Here is an 18,473-nt window from a genome sequence, read left to right on the forward strand (position 1 = left end):
GCTCCCATCGCGGGTAGAACCTGCTCCCACAGAAGGGGGCGTGGGGATGCGGCTTTGGGGGCTGGCTCGATATAGCGGTGCTTCCGTTGCGGGTAGTGCCTGCTTGCACATGTGTCTCGCCCGATGTGGAGATCGTTGTGGGAGCGGGCTCTGCCCGCGATGGGGCCTGTACTGACACACCTCAATTCGGATCTCCGATGCGCCAAATCTGGAAAAACTTTCGAGCCTTGTATTTCGCCTCGCTGATGATGTTGATCGGCTCCGGCCTGCTCAGCACTTATCTGGCCCTGCGCCTGGCCGCCGACGACGTCGATGGCCTGTGGGTCGGTGCCCTGATGGCTGCCAACTACTTCGGCCTGGCCCTGGGCGGCAAGATCGGCCACCGGCTGATCGGCCGCGTGGGTCACATCCGCGCCTACGCCACGTGCGCGGGTATCGTCGGCGCGGCGGTGCTGGGCCATGGTCTGGTCAATTACCTGCCGGCCTGGTTGTTCCTGCGGGTCATCGTGGGTCTGGGCATGATGTGCCAGTACATGGTGATCGAAAGCTGGCTCAACGAGCAGGCCGACACCAAGCAGCGTGGCCTGGTATTCAGCGGCTACATGATTGCCTCGTACTCGGGTCTGGTACTGGGTCAGCTGATCCTGGTGGTGCACCCCCAACTGGGTCTGGAACTGCTGATGCTGGTGGCGCTGTGCTTCGCCTTGTGTCTGGTGCCGGTGGCCCTGACGCGACGCATTCACCCGGCGCCCATGCGTCCGGCGCCCATGGAACCACGTTTCTTCATCAGTCGGGTGCCGCAGTCACTGAGCACGGTTCTGGGCTCAGGCCTCATCGTCGGCTCCTTCTACGGCCTGGCGCCGCTGTATGCCTCACAGCAAGGGCTGAGCACCGAGCAGGTGGGTCTGTTCATGGGTTCGTGCATTTTCGCCGGGCTGTTGGTGCAATGGCCACTGGGCTGGCTGTCCGATCGCTACGACCGCGCCTTGCTGATCCGCAGTGTCGCCGGTGGCCTGGCGGTGATGGCGCTGCCGCTGGCGATACTGCCTTCGGTACCCTTGGAGGTTCTGTTTGCGGCGGGCTTTCTGGTATCGCTGCTGCAGTTCTGCCTGTACCCGCTGGCCGTGGCCTTTTCCAACGACCACGTGGAGGCTGATCGTCGTGTATCGCTGACTGCGATGCTGCTGATCACCTACGGCGTGGGTGCCAGCATCGGTCCGCTGGTGGCGGGGGTGCTGATGAAGCTGTTCGGCAGCCAGATGCTGTATGCGTTCTTCAGTTTCTTCGCGGTGGTGCTGGTGTGGCGCATCCGTCCGAAGGCGGTGACCAACCTGCACGTGGTGGAAGACGCCCCGCTGCACCACGTGGCAATGCCGGCGGCCAACTCGCCATTGGCGGCCGCGCTTGACCCGCGGGTCGATGAGCATATGGTGCAGGAGCAGATGCAGACAGGGGAGCCGGCGTTCGAGGAGCCGGTGGTGAAACCGGCGGATTGAATTTCAGGTTGGGGGATCAGTGGTGAATGGTCCCCTTACCTCAGTCCTCTCCCTGAGGGAGAGGGGGCTTCTAACTCCTTCTCAGAAATCATCCTTGTCGAACCGCCGCGCCTCGCGCTGCAACTGATAGACGAAGCGCTCCACCTGCCGCTGTACCAACCCGCTCATGTTATGAAAACGCACGCCCACGAACGTGGTGTCGATGCGCTCTTCGAAGTGCAGATGGCGCAACTCCACGGGCGTGGTCATCGGGCCGAAGGGCAGGGCGGCGGCGAATCGCTCGTACACCTGGCCCAATTGCAGGCGCTCACTGATGTCGCCGTCGAAGCGCAACTTGCAGCCGTTTGCCGAAATGTCCAGAAGCTTGCCGCTCAGGGTGTTCTTCAGACGCTCGCCGGCCATTTCCACGTCCACCAGTTGCGACAGCTTCAAGGCGGCCCGAAAGGCATTGCGACGCTGGTGATAGACCACCTCTCTGGGCAACGGGCCATGGTAGAGGCGGTCGTTGTCCTTATCGACGATCTGCAGGGTGTCGGTGCATTCCCAGGCTACGCGCACGCCGTCATGGAAACCTTCGACCTTGAACGGCTCGCCAGCCAGCAGATAGCGTTCGCCGTCGCGGGGAATCATTTCATCGAAGACCAGACGATTGTGGTCCCGGTCCACTTCCACCAGAAAGCTCTGAAAGCGTTGCGCGCGCTCGTGAAAGGTGATGATCAGGGGGTCATGGCTTTCCTGCAGAGTACGCAGGTTGGCGGCGATCTCCAGAGGCGTGCTGAGGACCTTTGGCGGCTGCGGCGCATCTTCCTTGTTCGAGGCATTGGACACGGTGTTGTTAACTCCAGACTATCGACGGCTGCGCAGGTGCAGGCATTCTGCCAGTTACCATTGCGCCTTGGAAGTGGGGGGTGTGGCGGGGTGACGCGGATTGACCGGCGGCGCTGATATTGGCGGATGACGCAAAGCTGGACGCGGATGAATCCGCTGCTGCAGCGGATTCATCGGTCGGGGTCAGGCCTGGCTCAGGGCGCGTGGCTTGAGCATGCGGGCGGTCGAACCACGGCTGTCGTAGAGCGAGGGCGCGTCGCCACCGGTCAGGATGCGGATCTGGTTGGCGGTGGCGACCTGCTGACGCAGGATGCCCTGACCCACCTGGGCGTTGACGGTCTGGCAATCGGCCAACAGCTGGGTCAACATGTCGCCGCGGGCCAACAGCTGCTCACCCAGATGGGATTGCGCGGCCAGGGCCTGCAGGCCGGCGCGATCGGGGCTCAGGCCCATCTGCACCAGCAGTTGGCTACGGCGGCGGCCGTGCTGTTCCAGCAGCACGATCAACGACTGCTTTTGCGCCAGGATATTTTCCAGAAGACCCATGTCGCGGCCATGCAGGGCCAGCGCCTCGGCCTGCAGCAGCTCGAGGAGCTGGCCGGCGTAGGGGATGTCTTCTTCAATCAGCTGCAACAACGTTTGATCGTGCATGGTGGGCCCTGGCTTTCAAGCGTCCAGAAGCGTTGGCGCAGGCGTAGACCTAGCGCTGGGCTTCGAAGTTAAGCATTTTGCCGGCAACCCGCTCGCTGTCGACTTTATAGCTGCCATCGGCGATTGCCTGCTTGAGTTCGGCAACCCGGGCGCTATTGACAGTGGGCTGATCGCTCAGCTTGTCGGTGATCTTTTTCAGCTGCTGGGCCTGGTCACTGAGGGTGACGGGCTCGCCGCTCTTGACGCTGGCGGTGCTCTGCACGGCGCTTTCGGCCGCTACTTCCTTGGTGCCAGTGGTGCGTGTGGTGCCCTGCACTGACGGTGAGTTGTTCACTCGGTTGAAGTCGATGACCATTGTTATGTACCTCTGGGTATTAGGACGCTTGCCTTGTTTTCGGCCACTTGCCGATTAACTTTAGGCACTTTCTTTCAAGCGGCGTCCACAATTGCCCGAATGCAGCGGCTACGGGCCCGAATAGGCACCCAGTGTAGGAAAACCAAGGCCTGGCCGCTAGCACTACATCGATACTTCCACCTGCCCCGGCCCTGTGACCCGGGCCTTTACCACGCGCTTGGAGTTCAGGTTGCGTACCCGAATCTGCTCGCTCATGCCGCCCTTGGCCAGCGCTTCACCCGGCATGCGCACGGCCAGCGTCCCGCTGCGCGCGACGATGACCACCTGATCACCTTTCTGGATGAGCGCCATCTGCTCGAGGAACACCGGGGTAAGCACCTGATCGACGACCGTCGGTCGGACCAGTTTCATGCCCACCGCTTCATCCAGGGAAACCAGATACCCCTGTCCCAGGGAGCCGACATCCCGCTCCCTCAAGCTCACGTCCCCTTCACCGATCACGCTGTCGCGTTTCATCGGCCGCGTGGTGGTGACCACCTCGCGGAACAGCTTGACCTGGGCCGGCACGAACACCGTCCACGGTCCACTCCCTTCGCAGCGAACCCGCACAGTGACTCTACCCAGAGGTTGAGCGGGGCTTTCCAGGGTGGCTGTCAATTCCCTGTCACACGCCGGCATGCGCAGGCGCGGGTCAAGGTTGTTCACTTCGATCTGATAACGGCCCTCGGTTTGCGAGGTCGCCAGATAATCTTCCACGGTGAACTCAAGAAAACCCTGAGTGACACCGATAAGCTGTTCGGGCAATGTGACATTCTCGGCCTGAGCGGCGGCGCTGAGCGTCAAACCACCGAAGGTGGCGGAGGCCCAGAGCATGCCAGCGGCAAGGTGTCGAGAAACTGTCGTTTTTGCGTTCATAGCAGTGCTAATAGCAAGGCCCGTGCCGATTTTCGAACGGGTCGCAAGGGGAGTCTGGGCATGGCAGGTGTAATGGATTCAGTGAACCAGCGTACGCAGCTGGTTGGACAGAATCGCCTCGAGCTGCTGTTGTTTCGCCTCAACGGCAAGCAGCTTTACGGGATCAATGTGTTCAAGGTCAGGGAGGTGCTGCAATGCCCGAAACTGACTGTAATGCCCAGGTCCAATCCGGTGGTGCGCGGCGTGGCGAACATTCGCGGCGCAACCATCCCGATTCTCGATCTGGCGTTGGCCACCGGTGCGCCTGGTCTGGAATCGTTGGCGGACACGTTCGTCATCATTACCGAATACAACACCAAGATTCAGGGCTTTCTGGTGCATTCGGTCGAGCGCATCGTCAACATGAACTGGGAAGAAATCCATCCGCCACCCAAGGGCACCGGCCGCGATCACTACCTGACGGCCGTCACGCGGGTGGATAACCAGTTGGTCGAGATCATCGACGTGGAGAAAATCCTCGCCGAAGTGGCGCCCACCTCCGAGGCGATTTCCGTCGGGGTGGTGGACGAGGAAACCCAGACCAAGGCGGTGACCCTGCGGGTACTGACCGTGGATGACTCCTCGGTGGCGCGCAAGCAGGTCACCCGTTGCCTGCAGACCGTGGGTGTGGAGGTGGTGGCGCTGAACGACGGTCGTCAGGCGCTGGATTACCTGCGCAAGCTGGTGGATGAGGGCAAGCGTCCCGAAGAGGAATTCCTGATGTTGATCTCGGACATCGAGATGCCCGAAATGGACGGCTACACTCTCACCGCCGAGATCCGCAACGACCCGCGTATGCAGAAGCTGCACATCATCCTGCATACTTCGCTGTCTGGGGTGTTCAACCAGGCCATGGTGAAGAAGGTCGGAGCCGATGACTTCCTGGCCAAGTTTCGTCCCGACGACCTCGCCGCGCGCGTGGTCGAACGCATCAAGGCAGCAGTATAAATGCCGGGCGCCCAGGTGCCCGGCTTACAGATCAAGCGAGAGGCGGCATAGTGTCTACGGGTAATTTGGATTTCGAGCAATTCCGGGTCTTCCTGGAAAAAGCCTGTGGCATTCTGTTGGGCGAGAACAAGCAGTATCTGGTGGCCAGCCGCCTCAACAAGCTGATGGAAGTGCAAGGCATCAAGTCGTTGGGTGAACTGGTGCAGCGCATCCAGACTCAGCCGCGCAGTGGCCTGCGCGAGCAGGTGGTGGACGCCATGACCACCAACGAAACGCTATGGTTTCGTGATACCTACCCCTTCGAAGTGATGAAGAACAAGGTGCTGCCCGAGGCCATCAAGGCGAGCCCGGGCGCGCGTTTGCGCATCTGGTCGGCGGCATGTTCGTCCGGGCAGGAACCCTATTCGTTGTCGATGACCATCGATGAGTTCGAGCGCAGCAACCTGGGCCAGCTCAAGTCAGGCGTGCAGATCGTGGCCACCGACCTGTCGGGCACCATGCTGACCAACTGCAAGAGCGGTGAGTACGATAGCCTGGCGATTGGCCGCGGTTTGTCTCAAGAGCGCCTGCAGCGTTATTTCGACGCCAAGGGGCCGGGTCGCTGGGCCGTCAAGGCGCCGATTCGCAGCCGCGTCGAGTTTCGCGCGTTCAACCTGTTGGACAGTTATGCGGCGCTGGGCAAGTTCGACATCGTGTTCTGTCGCAATGTGCTGATCTATTTTTCCGCGCAGGTGAAGAAAGACATCCTGACGCGCATTCACAGTACGTTGAAACCGGGTGGGTATCTGTTCCTGGGCGCTTCGGAGGCGTTGAACGGACTGCCGGAGTTGTATCGGATGGTGCAGTGCAGTCCCGGGATTATTTACCAGGCCAAGTGAGCAGGGGGGATCGGGGGTGGATGGTCCCCTCACCCCAGCCCTCTCCCTGAGGGAGAGGGAGCTAAAAGCTGATCGCCGATATCCGCAACAACACTGTACGGCTCCCTCTCCCTTGGGGAGAAGGGGCTAAAAGCTGATCGCCGATATCCGCAACAACACTGTACGGCTCCCTCTCCCTCAGGGAGAGGGCTGGGGTGAGGGGACCATCCACCACCGTCCCCCCTCCATCCCCAAGCGGCAGCTTTTCTGACACTCCCCTTGCCGCTTTACCGCCACAAGCGGAAACAACTTGCCGCTTTTCTGGCATTGCCGCTCGGCAAACCCCTCTACAACCCACGTAATCCGGGCTTTCTCGAAGTTGGCACAGTCGTTGCTATCTCTCATGCACGAACCATCTGGTCTGCCGCATAGGTACCAACATGAGCATCAGCTTCGACAAAGCGCTGGGCATTCACGAGCAAGCATTGGGCTTTCGCGCCAAGCGCGCCGAAGTGCTGGCCAACAACATCGCCAACGCCGATACCCCGAACTACAAGGCTCGGGATCTGGACTTCGCGTCGGTGCTGGCAGCCCAGAACGACAAAACCACCAAGGGCGGTTTCGGCCTGCAGACCACCAACAGCAAGCACATTGCTGCCGAAGGCTTCGGTGACGCCGATGGCGACCTGCAATACCGCACCCCCATGCAGCCTTCCCTGGATCAGAACACGGTGGACGCGCAGATCGAGCAATCGAACTATGCCGAGAACTCGGTGAACTTCCAGGCCAGCTTCACCCTGCTCAACAGCAAATTCAAAGGGCTGGTATCGGCCCTGCGCGGAGAGTAAGCCATGTCCCTGTCCAGTGTGTTCAACATCGCCGGTAGTGCCATGAGTGCGCAGACCACTCGCCTCAATACCGTTTCCAGCAACATCGCCAACGCCGAGACCGTCTCGTCGAGCATCGACCAGACCTACCGTGCCCGCCACCCGGTGTTCGCCACCATGCTTCAGGGTCAGTCGTCGGGCGGCAGCCAATCGCTGTTCCAGGACCAGGATGCGGCAGGGCAGGGCGTGCAGGTCACGGCGGTGGTCGAAGATCAGAGCAACCTCGAAGCGCGTTACGAACCCAATCATCCGGCGGCGAACAAGGACGGGTACGTGTACTACCCCAACGTCAACGTCGTTGAGGAAATGGCCGACATGATCTCGGCCAGTCGCTCTTTCCAGACCAATGCGGAAATGATGAATACCGCTAAAACCATGATGCAGAAGGTCCTGACCCTGGGTCAGTGATAAGGGCGAACACAGATGACAACCGTTAACAGCACCACCGGCGTCAGCGCCTCGGTCCTGGACTCGCTCCAGAAGCAGACCAGCACCACCGACAGCTCCACCGGCACCGCCGGCAGTGCGTTGGGCAAGGATGCGTTTCTGCAATTGCTGGTGACCCAGATGCAGAACCAGAATCCGCTGGACCCACAGGACAACGGCGAATTCGTTGCCCAGCTGGCTCAGTTCAGCAGCCTGGAAAGCATGCAGAGCCTGAACAGCACGGTGGATACCATCGCCAGCAACTATCAGTCGTCCCAGGCTTTGCAGGCCTCGTCGCTGGTGGGTCGCTCGGTGATGGTGCAGACCGGCAGCGCCGTGGTGGACCCCACCAAGGGCCTGACCGGTTCCGTGGCGCTGACCGCTTCGAGCAGCAACACCACCGTGGGCGTGTACGACGCCAAGGGTGACCTGGTGCGCAGCCTCGATCTGGGCAGCCAGTCGGCCGGCAACGCCAGCTTTACCTGGGACGGCAAGGACAGCGACGGCACTGTCGTCGATGCCGGCACCTACACCTTCAAGGCTACGGCAACCGTCGACGGTACCGCCACGGCCATGGCTACCTACCTGCCGGCCACGGTGAACAGCGTCACTATGGGCACCAACGGCGGCGAAATGACCCTTAACCTCGCTGGGCTCGGTAGCGTCGCGCTGTCGAACGTCCAAACCATCGGAATTTGAGCCGGCTAATTCGGCGTAGGAGTGCAACATGACCTTCAACATCGGCCTCAGCGGGCTCTCGGCTGCCAACAAGGCGCTCAACGTGACCGGCAACAACATTGCCAACGTTGCCACCACCGGCTTCAAATCCTCTCGTGCGGAATTCGCCGACCAGTACGCAGCGTCCATCCGCGCCACCGCGGGCAAAACCGCCGTGGGCAGCGGCGTGACTACGGCGGCGGTGTCCCAGCAGTTCACCCAGGGTAATATCACCTCCACCGGGCAAAGCCTGGACCTGGCAATCAACGGCAATGGTTTCTTCGCCTTGAACGACAACGGCCAGAAGCTCTATACCCGTTCCGGCGCCTTCTACAGTGACAAGGAAGGCTATGTGGTGAACGTGTCCGGCAGCAATCTGCAGGGTTACAACGCCAAAGACGGCGTGATCCAGACCGGCGTGCTGACTGACCTGAAGATCGACTCGTCGAACCTGCAGCCCAACGCCACCAGCAAGGTGAGTGAAACGATCAACTTGAACTCCAGCGCGGCGCAGCCGACCGTTGCTCAGTTCGATCCGTCCGACGTGAACAGCTACAACTACACCTTCAACACCGACCTGTACGACAGCCAGGGCAACGCGCACCAGTTGAACCAGTATTTCGTCAAGGACACGGCCAACAACTCGTGGACCATGTACACCCTGGTAGACGGTCGCAACCCCACCGATCCGGTGAACTCGGCGACGCCGCTGGCCAACAAGCTGAGTTTCAATTCCGATGGCACCTTGAACACCGCCGCCATGACCCCGGGCGTGGTGCAGGACGGCAATGGCGTCACCACCGGCCTGACCGTCAATGCCGGCAAGACCTTCAACCTCGATGGCTGGGTCCCGGCAACTCAGGATGCCAGCGGTGCGTGGGCGGTCAATGGGGCCAACGCCACGGCTAATGGCGTCTCGCTGGACATGCTGGCGACCACCCAGTACAACGCAGCTTCGGCGACCTCGGCGAAATCTCAGGATGGTTATGCCACCGGTGAGCTGTCGGGTCTGTCGGTCGATGGCACCGGTATCCTGTTCGCCAACTTCACCAACGGGCAGAACAAGGTGATCGGCCAGGTGGCCATGGCCAACTTCTCCAACGTGCAGGGCCTGGCGCCCAATGGCGGCACCAACTGGAAAGAGACCTTCTCGTCGGGCGTGCCGATCATCGGCACCCCGGATACCGGTGTGATGGGCAGCTTGCAATCGCAGTCGCTGGAAGACTCCAACGTCGACCTGACCGCTGAGCTGGTGAACTTGATCAAGGCGCAGAGCAACTACCAGGCCAACGCCAAGACCATTTCCACCGAGAGCACCATCATGCAGACCATCATTCAGATGAGCTGATGAGGGCAGGGTGGTGAGGTTCTTTCTGTGCACGGCAGTGCTCGTCGCTGCCTGGGCAGGCGCGGCGCTGGCCGCGCCTGCGCCTTGGTACAAATATCAAAGCCTGGCAACAGGCCGCTACCTCTGCACCCAGACCGACCCCGGCAAGCATTACATGAAGTTCGCCGGCCCGTTCAACAACGCCGGATGCAGACCCTAAACTCACCGTAGCACCGGCGTAAGCCGGGTCCAGACCCGACGCGGCCCACCTGTAGCACCGGCGTAAGCCGGGTCCAGGCCCGACGCGGCTCCCGTGTAGCACCGGCGTAAGCCGGGTCGGGGCCTGACGCGGCTTACGCCGCTGCTACAGGGGTTGTTGGGTCTGGGCCTGACGCGGCTTACGCCGCTGCTACAGGGTTGTGTGGGGGGCGTTGGCGACGTAAATCCTTCTTTGGGATTGCCGCAACCGGCAATCATGCGCCGATTTTTCGGCGTCAATGTTAGAAAATCCCTTCGCTATTTTCTGTAAGCCCCGTGGTACAAGGGCTACAGCCTATCTGCAAAAGTTGGCCCACTAATTGCTCTAGTCCTGTCAGAACAGCGTCAGGCGGCATTCGCCCGTCGAGGGAGACAACTGTGGACAAGATGCTTTACGTGGCCATGACCGGTGCCAGCCAGAACGCTTTGGCGCAGAAGGCTCATGCCAACAATCTGGCCAACATTTCCACCACCGGCTTCAAGCGTGACCTGGAACAGGCGCGTTCCATGCCGGTGTTCGGCGACAGCTTTGCGTCCCGGGCCTACGCCATGACCGAGCGCCCGGCCACCGACTTCAGTGGCGGTTCGCTGCAGGAAACCGGCCGTGACCTCGACGTTGCCGTGGGCGGCAATGGCTTCATCGCCGTGCAGACCCCTGACGGTGGCGAAGCCTACGTGCGCACCGCCAGCATGAACGTCGATGCCCTGGGCGTGCTGCGCGCCGGCAACGGTTTGCCGGTCATGGGCAACGGTGGCCCGATTGCCGTGCCGCCCGACGAAAAGATCGAGATCGGCATGGACGGCACCATCAGCATCCGCGGTTTGGGCCAGGCCCCCAACGTGATGGCTCAGGTGGACCGCATCAAGCTGGTCAACCCCGACGTCAAGACCCTCACCAAGGGCCTGGACGGCTTGATCCATACCACCAACGGCCAGCCGGCGCCTGCCGATGCCGCTGTGCGGGTCGAGTCCGGGTTCCTGGAGGCCAGCAACGTCAACGCTGTTGAAGAGATGACCGCCGTGCTGTCGCTCTCCAAGCAATTCGAGCTGCACATCAAGATGATGAGCACCGCCAAGGAAGACGACGAGGCCATGGCCCGGGTCTTGCAAATCTAACTTCAAGAGTCGCGATCGCGCCGTAAACCAGGCGCTTCAGGAGAGAACAGATGCTTCCAGCACTTTGGGTCAGCAAGACCGGCCTCCAGGCCCAGGACACCAACCTGACCACCATTTCCAACAACCTGGCGAACGTGTCGACCACCGGGTTCAAGCGCGATCGCGCCGAATTCCAGGACCTGCTCTACCAGATCAAACGCCAGCCAGGGGCGCAGTCCACCCAGGACAGCGAGTTGCCGTCGGGCCTGCAGGTCGGGACCGGTGTGCGCATCGTCGGCACCCAGAAGAACTTCACTGCCGGCAGCCTGCAGACCACCGATCAGCCATTGGACATGGCCATCAACGGCCGTGGCTTCTTTCAGGTCATGCAGCCTGATGGCACCGTGTCGTACACCCGTGACGGCACCTTTCACCTGAACTCCGACGGCCAGATCGTCACCGCGCAGGGCCTGGCGCTGGAACCGGCCATCGTCGTACCTAACGAAGCCCAGACCTTCACCGTAGGCACCGACGGGACCGTGTCGATCACCACCGCCGGCAACGCGGCCTCGCAAGTGATCGGCAACCTGCAGACCGCCGACTTCATCAACCCGGCCGGTCTGCAAGCCATCGGTGGCAACCTGTTCCTGGAAACCGCTTCCAGCGGTGCGCCGCAAGTGGCGACCCCGGGTCTGAACGGCGCCGGTACCGTGCTGCAGAACACCCTGGAAAACTCCAACGTGAGCACCGTGGAAGAGTTGGTCAACATGATCACCACCCAGCGTGCCTACGAGATGAACTCCAAGGTCATCTCCACCGCCGACCAGATGCTGCAGAACCTGACGCAGAACCTGTAAGCCCGCGCCAACCCTGCTACACCCGTAACCCCCTAGCTACCTGGGCGCCCCTGGCGCCGGCTACACCGTGAGGTTTGAGTCATGAGTCGTGTGTTGAATGTGCTTGCCTTGAGTGGGATCGCCTTGCTGACCGGCTGCGTTGCGCCTGCCGCCAAGCCCAACGACCCGTACTACGCCCCGGTGCTGCCGCGCACGCCCATGCCTGCCGCTGCCAACAACGGCTCGATCTACCAGGCCGGCTTCGAGCAGAACCTGTACAGCGACCGCAAGGCGTTCCGCGTGGGTGACATCATCACCATCACCCTGAACGAACGTACCTCGGCCAGCAAAAGCGCCAACTCCAAGGTCGGCAAGGACAGCAGCACCAGCCTGGGCCTGACCTCGTTGTTCGGCGCCGGGGTGAGCACCAACAATCCCCTGGGCAGCGGTGACCTGAGCCTGGATGCCGGCTACAGCGGCACCCGCGCCACCAATGGTACGGCCGCCGCCGCCCAGGCCAACAGCCTGACAGGCTCGGTCACCGTGACCGTGGCCGACGTGCTGCCCAACGGGATCATCGCCGTGCGCGGCGAGAAGTGGATGACGCTCAACACCGGCGAGGAGCTGGTGCGGATCGCCGGCCTGGTGCGGGCCGACGACATCGCCACCGACAACACCGTGTCCTCGACTCGGGTGGCCGATGCCCGCATCACCTACTCGGGCACCGGCTCGTTCGCCGAGGCAAGCCAGCCCGGTTGGCTGGATCGCTTCTTCGCCAGCCCCCTGTTTCCTTTCTGAGTGCGCACGTCCATGTTCAACTTCAAACACCTGATGGCCGCTGCACTGCTGATGACCGCTGCGTTTGGCGCCCATGCCGAGCGTTTGAAGGACATCGCCAGCATCTCCGGCGTGCGTACCAACCAGTTGATCGGCTATGGCCTGGTGGTGGGCTTGAACGGTACGGGTGACCAGACCACCCAGACCCCGTTCACCCTGCAGACGTTCAACAACATGCTCTCGCAATTCGGTATCAAGGTGCCGGCGGGTTCGGGCAACGTGCAGCTGAAAAACGTCGCGGCCGTGTCGATCCATGCCGACCTGCCACCGTTCGCCAAGCCGGGTCAGGTGATCGACATCACCGTATCGTCCATCGGCAACTCGAAAAGCCTGCGCGGTGGCAGCCTGCTGATGACCCCGCTCAAAGGTATCGACGGCAACGTCTACGCCATTGCCCAGGGCAACCTGGTCGTCGGTGGTTTTGACGCCGAAGGCCGCGACGGTTCGAAAATCACCGTCAACGTGCCGTCGGCAGGACGGATTCCTGGCGGTGCCAGCGTCGAGCGCGCCGTGCCCAGTGGCTTCAACCAGGGCAACAGCCTGACCCTGAACCTCAATAGACCGGACTTCACCACCGCCAAGCACATCGTCGACAAGGTCAACGAGCTGCTTGGCCCGGGAGTTGCACAAGCGGTTGATGGGGGCTCGGTTCGCGTCACTGCACCGGTCGACCCCAGCCAGCGCGTGGACTACCTGTCGATCCTCGAGAACCTCGATGTCGATGTAGGGCAGGCGGTGGCCAAGGTGATCATCAATTCGCGTACCGGCACCATCGTGATTGGCCAGAACGTCAAGGTTTCGCCCGCAGCAGTAACCCACGGCAGCCTGACAGTGACCATCACCGAAGACCCCATCGTCAGCCAGCCAGGGCCGTTGTCCGGCGGCGAAACGGCGGTGGTGCCACGTTCGCGGGTCAGTGCCCAGCAGGAAGCCAAACCGATGTTCAAGTTTGGCCCTGGCACCACGCTGGATGAGATCGTTCGCGCGGTCAACCAGGTGGGCGCTGCCCCCGGCGACTTGATGGCCATTCTCGAAGCCCTGAAACAGGCCGGCGCCTTGCAGGCCGACCTGATCGTGATTTGAGGTACTAGCTGATGGAAATGCCGAAGGGCGGAGTATCGGGACCCAGAGATTCAGGCGCTTACACCGACCTGAACCGCTTGAGTTCGTTGAAAGTCGGGAATCGCGACAGCGAGGCCAACCTGCGCAAGGTGGCCCAGGAATTCGAGTCGCTGTTCCTCGGCGAGATGCTCAAGTCCATGCGTTCGGCAAACGACGTGTTGGCCAAGGACAACCCGCTCAACACGGAAACCACCAAGCAGTACCAGTCCATGTACGACCAGCAGTTGGCCGTGACCCTGTCCAAGGAAGGCGGCGGTATCGGCTTGCAGGACGTGCTCATGCGCCAGCTGTCCAAGACCAAGGGCGTCGACCGTGCCGGCGGCAATCCGTTTGCCCATGCCGACAACAGTCTGAACAAGCCGTTGGGCGCCACCCGTGATGCCTCTGCCGATGCCAAGGCCGCCAGCGCTGCCAGCACCGCCAGCACCCACAACGACATGGCGATGATGAACATGCGTCGTTTGTCGTTGCCGAGCAAACTGGCTGATCGTCTGGTGGCCGGCATCGTGCCGTCCGCCGCCAGCGACGCCACCGCGGCCAGCAAGAACCTGATCAACGTGCCCGCCAGCGCTCCGGTCAACAGCCTGGCCAACACCGCACGCAGCGGCCTGGCAGTGAACGGCACCGACGGCAACAGCTTCGCCAAGAGCGTGGCACAGCCACCGTTGGCGCCGGCCAAACGCGCTTTCAGTTCGTCCGACGACTTCATCGCCACCATGCTGCCCATGGCCGAGAAGGCCGCCGCGCGCATCGGCGTCGACCCCAAGGTACTGGTGGCCCAGGCCGCACTGGAAACCGGCTGGGGCAAATCGATCATGCGCGCCGACGACGGCAGCAACAGCCACAACCTGTTCGGCATCAAAGCGACGGGCAACTGGCAGGGCGAAAACGCACGGGCCATCACCAGCGAGTTCCGCAACGGCCAGATGGTCAAGGAAACGGCGGACTTCCGTTCCTACGATTCCTACGAAGACAGCTTCCACGACCTGGTCAGCCTGTTGCAGAACAACGATCGCTATCAAGGTGTGGTGAACGCAGCCGATAACCCTGAGCAGTTCGTCAAAGAGTTGCAGAAGGCCGGTTACGCCACCGACCCGAACTACGCGAGCAAGATCTCCTCGATCGCCAAGCAGATGCAGGGTGTCGAGAGCTACGCACGCAACGGCAATAGCAGTACCACGAATTTATAAGGTTTGAACCATGTCGAATCTGATCTCCATCGGGCTGTCCGGTCTGGCGTCCAGCCAGGCAGCTCTGGCGACCACCAGTAACAACATCTCCAACGTTGCGACCGCAGGGTATTCGCGACAGTCGGTGGTGAATACTGCCAGTGGCCTGCAGAATATCGGCGTGGGCTATCTGGGCACCGGCACCACCATTTCCGACGTGCGCCGCATCTACAACAGCTACATGGACACCCAGTTGCAGACCAGTACTGCGCTGAGCGCTGACGCGACCGCGTACAGCAACCAGATCAATAGCGTCGACAAATTGCTGTCCGACAGCACCACCGGCATCAGCGCGGTGCTGACCAGCTTTTTCTCGGCGGTGCAGACCGCTGCCGCCAACCCCAGCGACACCGCTTCGCGGCAACTGCTGTTGACCCAGGCACAAACCCTGAGCAATCGCTTCAACTCCATTTCCTCGCAATTGACCCAGCAGAACGATGCGATCAACTCGTCGCTGACCACCCTCACAGGGCAGGTCAACAAGTTGACGTCGAACATTGCCGACCTGAACAGCCAGATCGCCGCGCTGTCGGGCAGTGGCAGCACGCCCAACAGCCTGCTCGACGCGCGTAACGAAAGCGTGCGCCAGCTCAACGAGCTGGTGGGCGTCACCGTGCAGCAGCGCGACGGCAACTATGACGTCTACCTGGGCTCGGGCCAGGCGCTGGTCACCGGCAACAAGGCCAATACCCTGACCGCGACGCCCGGTATCACGGACAAAAGCCAGTACGGTCTGACCATTCAGTACCAGGGCTACAGCACCGATGTCACCTCGGTGACCACCGGTGGTGAGATCGGCGGCATGCTGCGCTTTCGCAGTGATTCCCTGAACCCGGCCATCAACGAGCTGGGGCGTACTGCCATTGTGGTGGCCGACACCATCAACAGCCAGTTGGGGCAGGGCATCGACCTCAATGGCGATTTCGGCTCTTCGGTGTTTTCCAGCATCAACAGCGCCACGGCCATCGCCAATCGCAGCCTGGCGTCGTCGAACAATACCGGTACCGGCAACCTGCTGGTCAGCATCACTGATTCCAGCAAGCTGACCACGTCCGAATACAACGTGAAATTCACCAGCGATACGGCGTTCACCGTGACCGGTGCTGATGGCAAGGCGCTGGGCCCGTTCTCGGTGAACGATCCGGCGCCGGAGATCGACGGTTTTTCGTTGAAGCTCAACGGCGGCACCTCCAAGGCGGGCGATAGCTTCATCGTCGCGCCGACCCGCAACGGCGCCAGCAGCATCACCACCACGCTGACCGACACCAACAAGCTGTCGTTCGCCGCGCCCTTGACCGCCACCGTCACCACCGGCAACTCCGGCAGCGGCACCGTGACCCAGCCGACCTTGACCACCACGCTGGACATCTACGGCAGCACCGACCTGAGCAAGTTGCAGTCGGGGATCGAGACGTCCACTCCGGTGAAGCTGGTATTCGGCGCCACCACCAACGGTGCGCAGAGCTACAGCGTGTTCAACTCCAAGGGCGAGAGTATCGGCACCGGTACCATCGTCCCGGGCCAGAGCAACAGCCTGAGCATCCAGGTGCCGGTGGTCGATGCCAGCGGTGCCGTGGTCAACGGTGCCGATGGTCAGCCGATGACCTTCAGCTTCCAGACCACCGTTGGCGGCACGCCCGCGGCCAACGACAGCTACACCGTGGCCTTCAACGCCGACGGCAAGTCCGACAACCGCAATGCCACCCAATTGCTGGGCCTGCAAAGCAAGGCCACCGTGGGCAAGACCAGCGACGGCAGCCCCGGCATGAGCTTCACCAATGCCTATGCATCGCTGGTGGAGCGGGTAGGGGCCAAGGCCAGCCAGGCCACCGTGGACACCACTGCCACTACCGCGGTGTTGACGCAGGCCAAGGCCAATCGCGATTCGGTGTCCGGTGTGAACCTGGATGACGAAGCCGCCTCGCTGGTGAAATTCCAGCAGTACTACACGGCGTCTTCGCAGATCATCAAGGCTGCGCAAGAAACCTTCAGTGTTCTGATCAACGCCCTTTAAGGAATAGTCGACCATGCGAATTTCCACCTCTCAGTACTTCGAGACCAGCGCGAGCGGCTATTCCAAGAATTTTTCGGACACCGCCAAGACCCAGCAGCAGATCAGCTCGGGCAACCGCATTCAAACCGCCGCCGATGATCCGGTCGGCGCCGCCAAGCTGTTGCAGTTGCAGCAGCAGAGCGCCTTGCTGACTCAGTACAGCGGCAACATGACCAGCGTCACCAACTCCCTGACTCAGGAGGAGGGGGTGCTGGACAGCATCACCACGGCGCTGCAACGCGCCCAGGAGCTGACCATCCAGGCCGGTAACGGCGGCCTGAGCGACGCCGACCGCACGTCGATCGCCAGCGAAATCGGCGAGATCGAAAAGAACGTGCTGGGCTTGCTCAACACCAAGGATTCCAACGGTCAGTACATGTTCTCCGGTTCCAAGAGCAGTACGCCGCCGTACGTGCAGAACAGCGATGGCAGCTATACCTACCAGGGCGATCAGACCGAGCTGAGCCTGCAGGTGTCCGACACCTTGAAGCTGGCCACCAACCACACTGGCTACAGCGTGCTGGAAACCGCAACCAACACCAGCCGTACCCAGACCACCATGACCGCTCCTGCTGTGGATGACGGCCGGGTGACCGTGAGCGATGGTCGCCTGGGTTCGTTGACCAGCTACAACAAGAGCTTCACCGACGGCCAGCCGTACACGGTGAAGTTCGTGAGCAGCACCCAGTTCACCGTCACCACCAAGCTGGCGGATGGGACCGACAAGGACATCACCTCCGAGGTGGCGGGCAATGGCACATTCGATCCCAAGGTTGACGGTGGCACCACCATCAACCTGCGGGGCGTGGAGTTCGACATCGACGTGACCTTCAAGGACACCGATGTGGCGGCCGATGCCGATATCAATATCGCGGGTCACGAGTTCACCCTGACCAGCAAGCCCGACACAGTCAGCACCACGCGCAACGCGACCAATACCTCGGACGCGCAGATTGCCTCGGCCACGGTCACCGACACCGCCAAGTTCGCCGCCGGCTTCCCAGGTGGCGGCGCGGTGCTGAAGTTCACCGGCGATGACAGCTATGCGGTGTACGCCCAGCCCTATAGCGACAGCAGCAAGCCGATCGCGACCGGCGCCTACGCCGTGGGCGACTCGATCACTGCCGCTGGCATCACCTTCGAGATTTCCGGCACGCCGAAGGAGGGCGACAAGTTCTCCGTCAACACCAACAGCCACAAGACCCAGAACGTGCTGGACACCCTGCATCAGTTGAAAACCGCCTTGGAAATTCCGGTGACCGATGCCAAATCCGCCCTGGCGCTGAAGAACGCCACGGACTCGGCCCTGGGCAACCTGGCCAGTGCCAGCGAGCGGATCGACATCGTGCGCGGCGAAATCGGTGCGCGGTTGAACTCGTTGGACATTCAGAACGATGAAAACCAGAGCCTGGCATTGGCCAACAAGAGCACCCAGTCGGCCATCGCCGACACGGATTTCGCCGCGGCATCGATCACCCTGAGCCTGCAGCAGACCATGCTGCAAGCCTCGCAACTGGCGTTCGCGAAGATCTCGCAGCTGAGTTTGTTCAACAAGCTTTAAGCACCGCTGCCGGCCGCTTCGCGGCTTCACGCCGCT

General features: G+C 61.7%; 18 protein-coding genes and 2 pseudogenes. 16 read left to right on the forward strand and 4 right to left on the reverse strand.

Annotated elements, in window-relative coordinates:
• Positions 1-197: 197 nt before the first annotated feature.
• Entirely contained in the window at positions 198-1,496 is a 1,299-nt protein-coding gene (locus B3397_RS20245; RefSeq protein ID WP_349679035.1) for an MFS transporter, read from the forward strand.
• 81 nt (positions 1,497-1,577) lie between these two features.
• Here the strand turns inward: B3397_RS20245 and B3397_RS20250 are convergent, their stop codons facing one another.
• From B3397_RS20250 to flgA, 4 genes are all read right to left on the reverse strand, one after another.
• Positions 1,578-2,324, reverse strand: coding sequence for a flagellar brake protein (locus tag B3397_RS20250; protein WP_296253492.1), 747 nt, complete (start codon positions 2,322-2,324; stop codon positions 1,578-1,580).
• Positions 2,325-2,507: 183 nt separating this feature from the next.
• Complete coding sequence (locus B3397_RS20255) at positions 2,508-2,975, reverse strand: flagella synthesis protein FlgN (RefSeq protein ID WP_296253494.1); 468 nt, start codon at positions 2,973-2,975, stop codon at positions 2,508-2,510.
• 49 nt (positions 2,976-3,024) lie between these two features.
• Complete coding sequence (flgM, locus tag B3397_RS20260; protein WP_296253496.1) at positions 3,025-3,330, reverse strand: flagellar biosynthesis anti-sigma factor FlgM; 306 nt, start codon at positions 3,328-3,330, stop codon at positions 3,025-3,027.
• 162 nt (positions 3,331-3,492) lie between these two features.
• Complete coding sequence (gene flgA, locus B3397_RS20265; RefSeq protein ID WP_414704416.1) at positions 3,493-4,203, reverse strand: flagellar basal body P-ring formation chaperone FlgA; 711 nt, start codon at positions 4,201-4,203, stop codon at positions 3,493-3,495.
• Between the two features lie 102 nt (positions 4,204-4,305).
• On the opposite strand from flgA, the gene B3397_RS20270 reads away from it, so the two are divergent.
• The 15 genes and pseudogenes from B3397_RS20270 to B3397_RS20335 all read left to right on the forward strand — a co-directional run bounded on the left by B3397_RS20270 (position 4,306) and on the right by B3397_RS20335 (position 18,437).
• Entirely contained in the window at positions 4,306-5,232 is a 927-nt protein-coding gene (locus B3397_RS20270; RefSeq protein ID WP_296253501.1) for a chemotaxis protein CheV, read from the forward strand.
• 50 nt (positions 5,233-5,282) lie between these two features.
• A complete protein-coding gene (gene cheR / locus B3397_RS20275; RefSeq protein WP_296253504.1) occupies positions 5,283-6,110 on the forward strand; it encodes a protein-glutamate O-methyltransferase CheR in 828 nt (275 codons plus the stop codon).
• Positions 6,111-6,529: 419 nt separating this feature from the next.
• Entirely contained in the window at positions 6,530-6,937 is a 408-nt protein-coding gene (gene flgB, locus B3397_RS20280; protein WP_296253507.1) for a flagellar basal body rod protein FlgB, read from the forward strand.
• A 3-nt stretch (positions 6,938-6,940) separates the two neighbouring features.
• Positions 6,941-7,384 carry a flagellar basal body rod protein FlgC gene (flgC, locus tag B3397_RS20285; RefSeq protein ID WP_296253509.1) on the forward strand — a complete coding sequence of 148 codons (444 nt, stop codon included), beginning with the start codon at positions 6,941-6,943 and terminating at the stop codon, positions 7,382-7,384.
• 15 nt (positions 7,385-7,399) lie between these two features.
• On the forward strand, positions 7,400-8,101 hold the full coding sequence (gene flgD, locus B3397_RS20290; RefSeq protein WP_296253512.1) for a flagellar hook assembly protein FlgD: 702 nt from the start codon (positions 7,400-7,402) through the stop codon (positions 8,099-8,101).
• A 28-nt stretch (positions 8,102-8,129) separates the two neighbouring features.
• A complete protein-coding gene (flgE, locus tag B3397_RS20295) occupies positions 8,130-9,467 on the forward strand; it encodes a flagellar hook protein FlgE (protein WP_296253513.1) in 1,338 nt (445 codons plus the stop codon).
• Positions 9,468-9,480: 13 nt separating this feature from the next.
• Positions 9,481-9,666, forward strand: a complete 186-nt coding sequence (locus B3397_RS20300) for a hypothetical protein (RefSeq protein WP_296253631.1) — start codon at positions 9,481-9,483, stop codon at positions 9,664-9,666.
• Between the two features lie 416 nt (positions 9,667-10,082).
• Positions 10,083-10,820, forward strand: coding sequence for a flagellar basal body rod protein FlgF (locus tag B3397_RS20305; RefSeq protein ID WP_296253515.1), 738 nt, complete (start codon positions 10,083-10,085; stop codon positions 10,818-10,820).
• 50 nt (positions 10,821-10,870) lie between these two features.
• On the forward strand, positions 10,871-11,656 hold the full coding sequence (gene flgG / locus B3397_RS20310; protein WP_043186004.1) for a flagellar basal-body rod protein FlgG: 786 nt from the start codon (positions 10,871-10,873) through the stop codon (positions 11,654-11,656).
• An 81-nt stretch (positions 11,657-11,737) separates the two neighbouring features.
• Positions 11,738-12,433 carry a flagellar basal body L-ring protein FlgH gene (gene flgH, locus B3397_RS20315; RefSeq protein WP_296253519.1) on the forward strand — a complete coding sequence of 232 codons (696 nt, stop codon included), beginning with the start codon at positions 11,738-11,740 and terminating at the stop codon, positions 12,431-12,433.
• A gap of 12 nt (positions 12,434-12,445) precedes the next feature.
• A complete protein-coding gene (locus tag B3397_RS20320) occupies positions 12,446-13,555 on the forward strand; it encodes a flagellar basal body P-ring protein FlgI (protein ID WP_296253522.1) in 1,110 nt (369 codons plus the stop codon).
• Positions 13,556-13,731: 176 nt separating this feature from the next.
• A pseudogene (locus B3397_RS22610) lies at positions 13,732-13,821 on the forward strand (rod-binding protein); the annotation flags it as partial.
• A 201-nt stretch (positions 13,822-14,022) separates the two neighbouring features.
• A pseudogene (gene flgJ / locus B3397_RS22615) lies at positions 14,023-14,784 on the forward strand (flagellar assembly peptidoglycan hydrolase FlgJ); the annotation flags it as partial.
• Positions 14,785-14,794: 10 nt separating this feature from the next.
• Positions 14,795-16,837, forward strand: a complete 2,043-nt coding sequence (gene flgK / locus B3397_RS20330) for a flagellar hook-associated protein FlgK (RefSeq protein ID WP_296253525.1) — start codon at positions 14,795-14,797, stop codon at positions 16,835-16,837.
• 13 nt (positions 16,838-16,850) lie between these two features.
• Positions 16,851-18,437 (forward strand): flagellar hook-associated protein 3, encoded by a 1,587-nt coding sequence (locus B3397_RS20335; RefSeq protein ID WP_296253526.1) that lies wholly within the window; start codon positions 16,851-16,853, stop codon positions 18,435-18,437.
• Positions 18,438-18,473 lie beyond the last annotated feature (36 nt).

It is taken from the genome of Pseudomonas sp. UBA4194, assembly GCF_002379585.1.
Classification (GTDB): Bacteria; Pseudomonadota; Gammaproteobacteria; order Pseudomonadales; family Pseudomonadaceae; genus Aquipseudomonas.

Coding starts and splice junctions, on each gene's coding strand:
- flgA (WP_414704416.1), bottom strand. CDS start 4,203: ATGCTCTGGGCCTCCGCCACCTTCGGTGGTTTGACGCTCAGCGCCGCC.
- B3397_RS20335 (WP_296253526.1), top strand. CDS start 16,851: ATGCGAATTTCCACCTCTCAGTACTTCGAGACCAGCGCGAGCGGCTAT.
- flgK (WP_296253525.1), top strand. CDS start 14,795: ATGTCGAATCTGATCTCCATCGGGCTGTCCGGTCTGGCGTCCAGCCAG.
- flgE (WP_296253513.1), top strand. CDS start 8,130: ATGACCTTCAACATCGGCCTCAGCGGGCTCTCGGCTGCCAACAAGGCG.
- B3397_RS20270 (WP_296253501.1), top strand. CDS start 4,306: ATGGCAGGTGTAATGGATTCAGTGAACCAGCGTACGCAGCTGGTTGGA.
- flgH (WP_296253519.1), top strand. CDS start 11,738: ATGAGTCGTGTGTTGAATGTGCTTGCCTTGAGTGGGATCGCCTTGCTG.
- B3397_RS20255 (WP_296253494.1), bottom strand. CDS start 2,975: ATGCACGATCAAACGTTGTTGCAGCTGATTGAAGAAGACATCCCCTAC.
- flgM (WP_296253496.1), bottom strand. CDS start 3,330: ATGGTCATCGACTTCAACCGAGTGAACAACTCACCGTCAGTGCAGGGC.
- flgD (WP_296253512.1), top strand. CDS start 7,400: ATGACAACCGTTAACAGCACCACCGGCGTCAGCGCCTCGGTCCTGGAC.
- flgG (WP_043186004.1), top strand. CDS start 10,871: ATGCTTCCAGCACTTTGGGTCAGCAAGACCGGCCTCCAGGCCCAGGAC.
- flgC (WP_296253509.1), top strand. CDS start 6,941: ATGTCCCTGTCCAGTGTGTTCAACATCGCCGGTAGTGCCATGAGTGCG.
- B3397_RS20320 (WP_296253522.1), top strand. CDS start 12,446: ATGTTCAACTTCAAACACCTGATGGCCGCTGCACTGCTGATGACCGCT.
- flgB (WP_296253507.1), top strand. CDS start 6,530: ATGAGCATCAGCTTCGACAAAGCGCTGGGCATTCACGAGCAAGCATTG.
- B3397_RS20245 (WP_349679035.1), top strand. CDS start 198: ATGCGCCAAATCTGGAAAAACTTTCGAGCCTTGTATTTCGCCTCGCTG.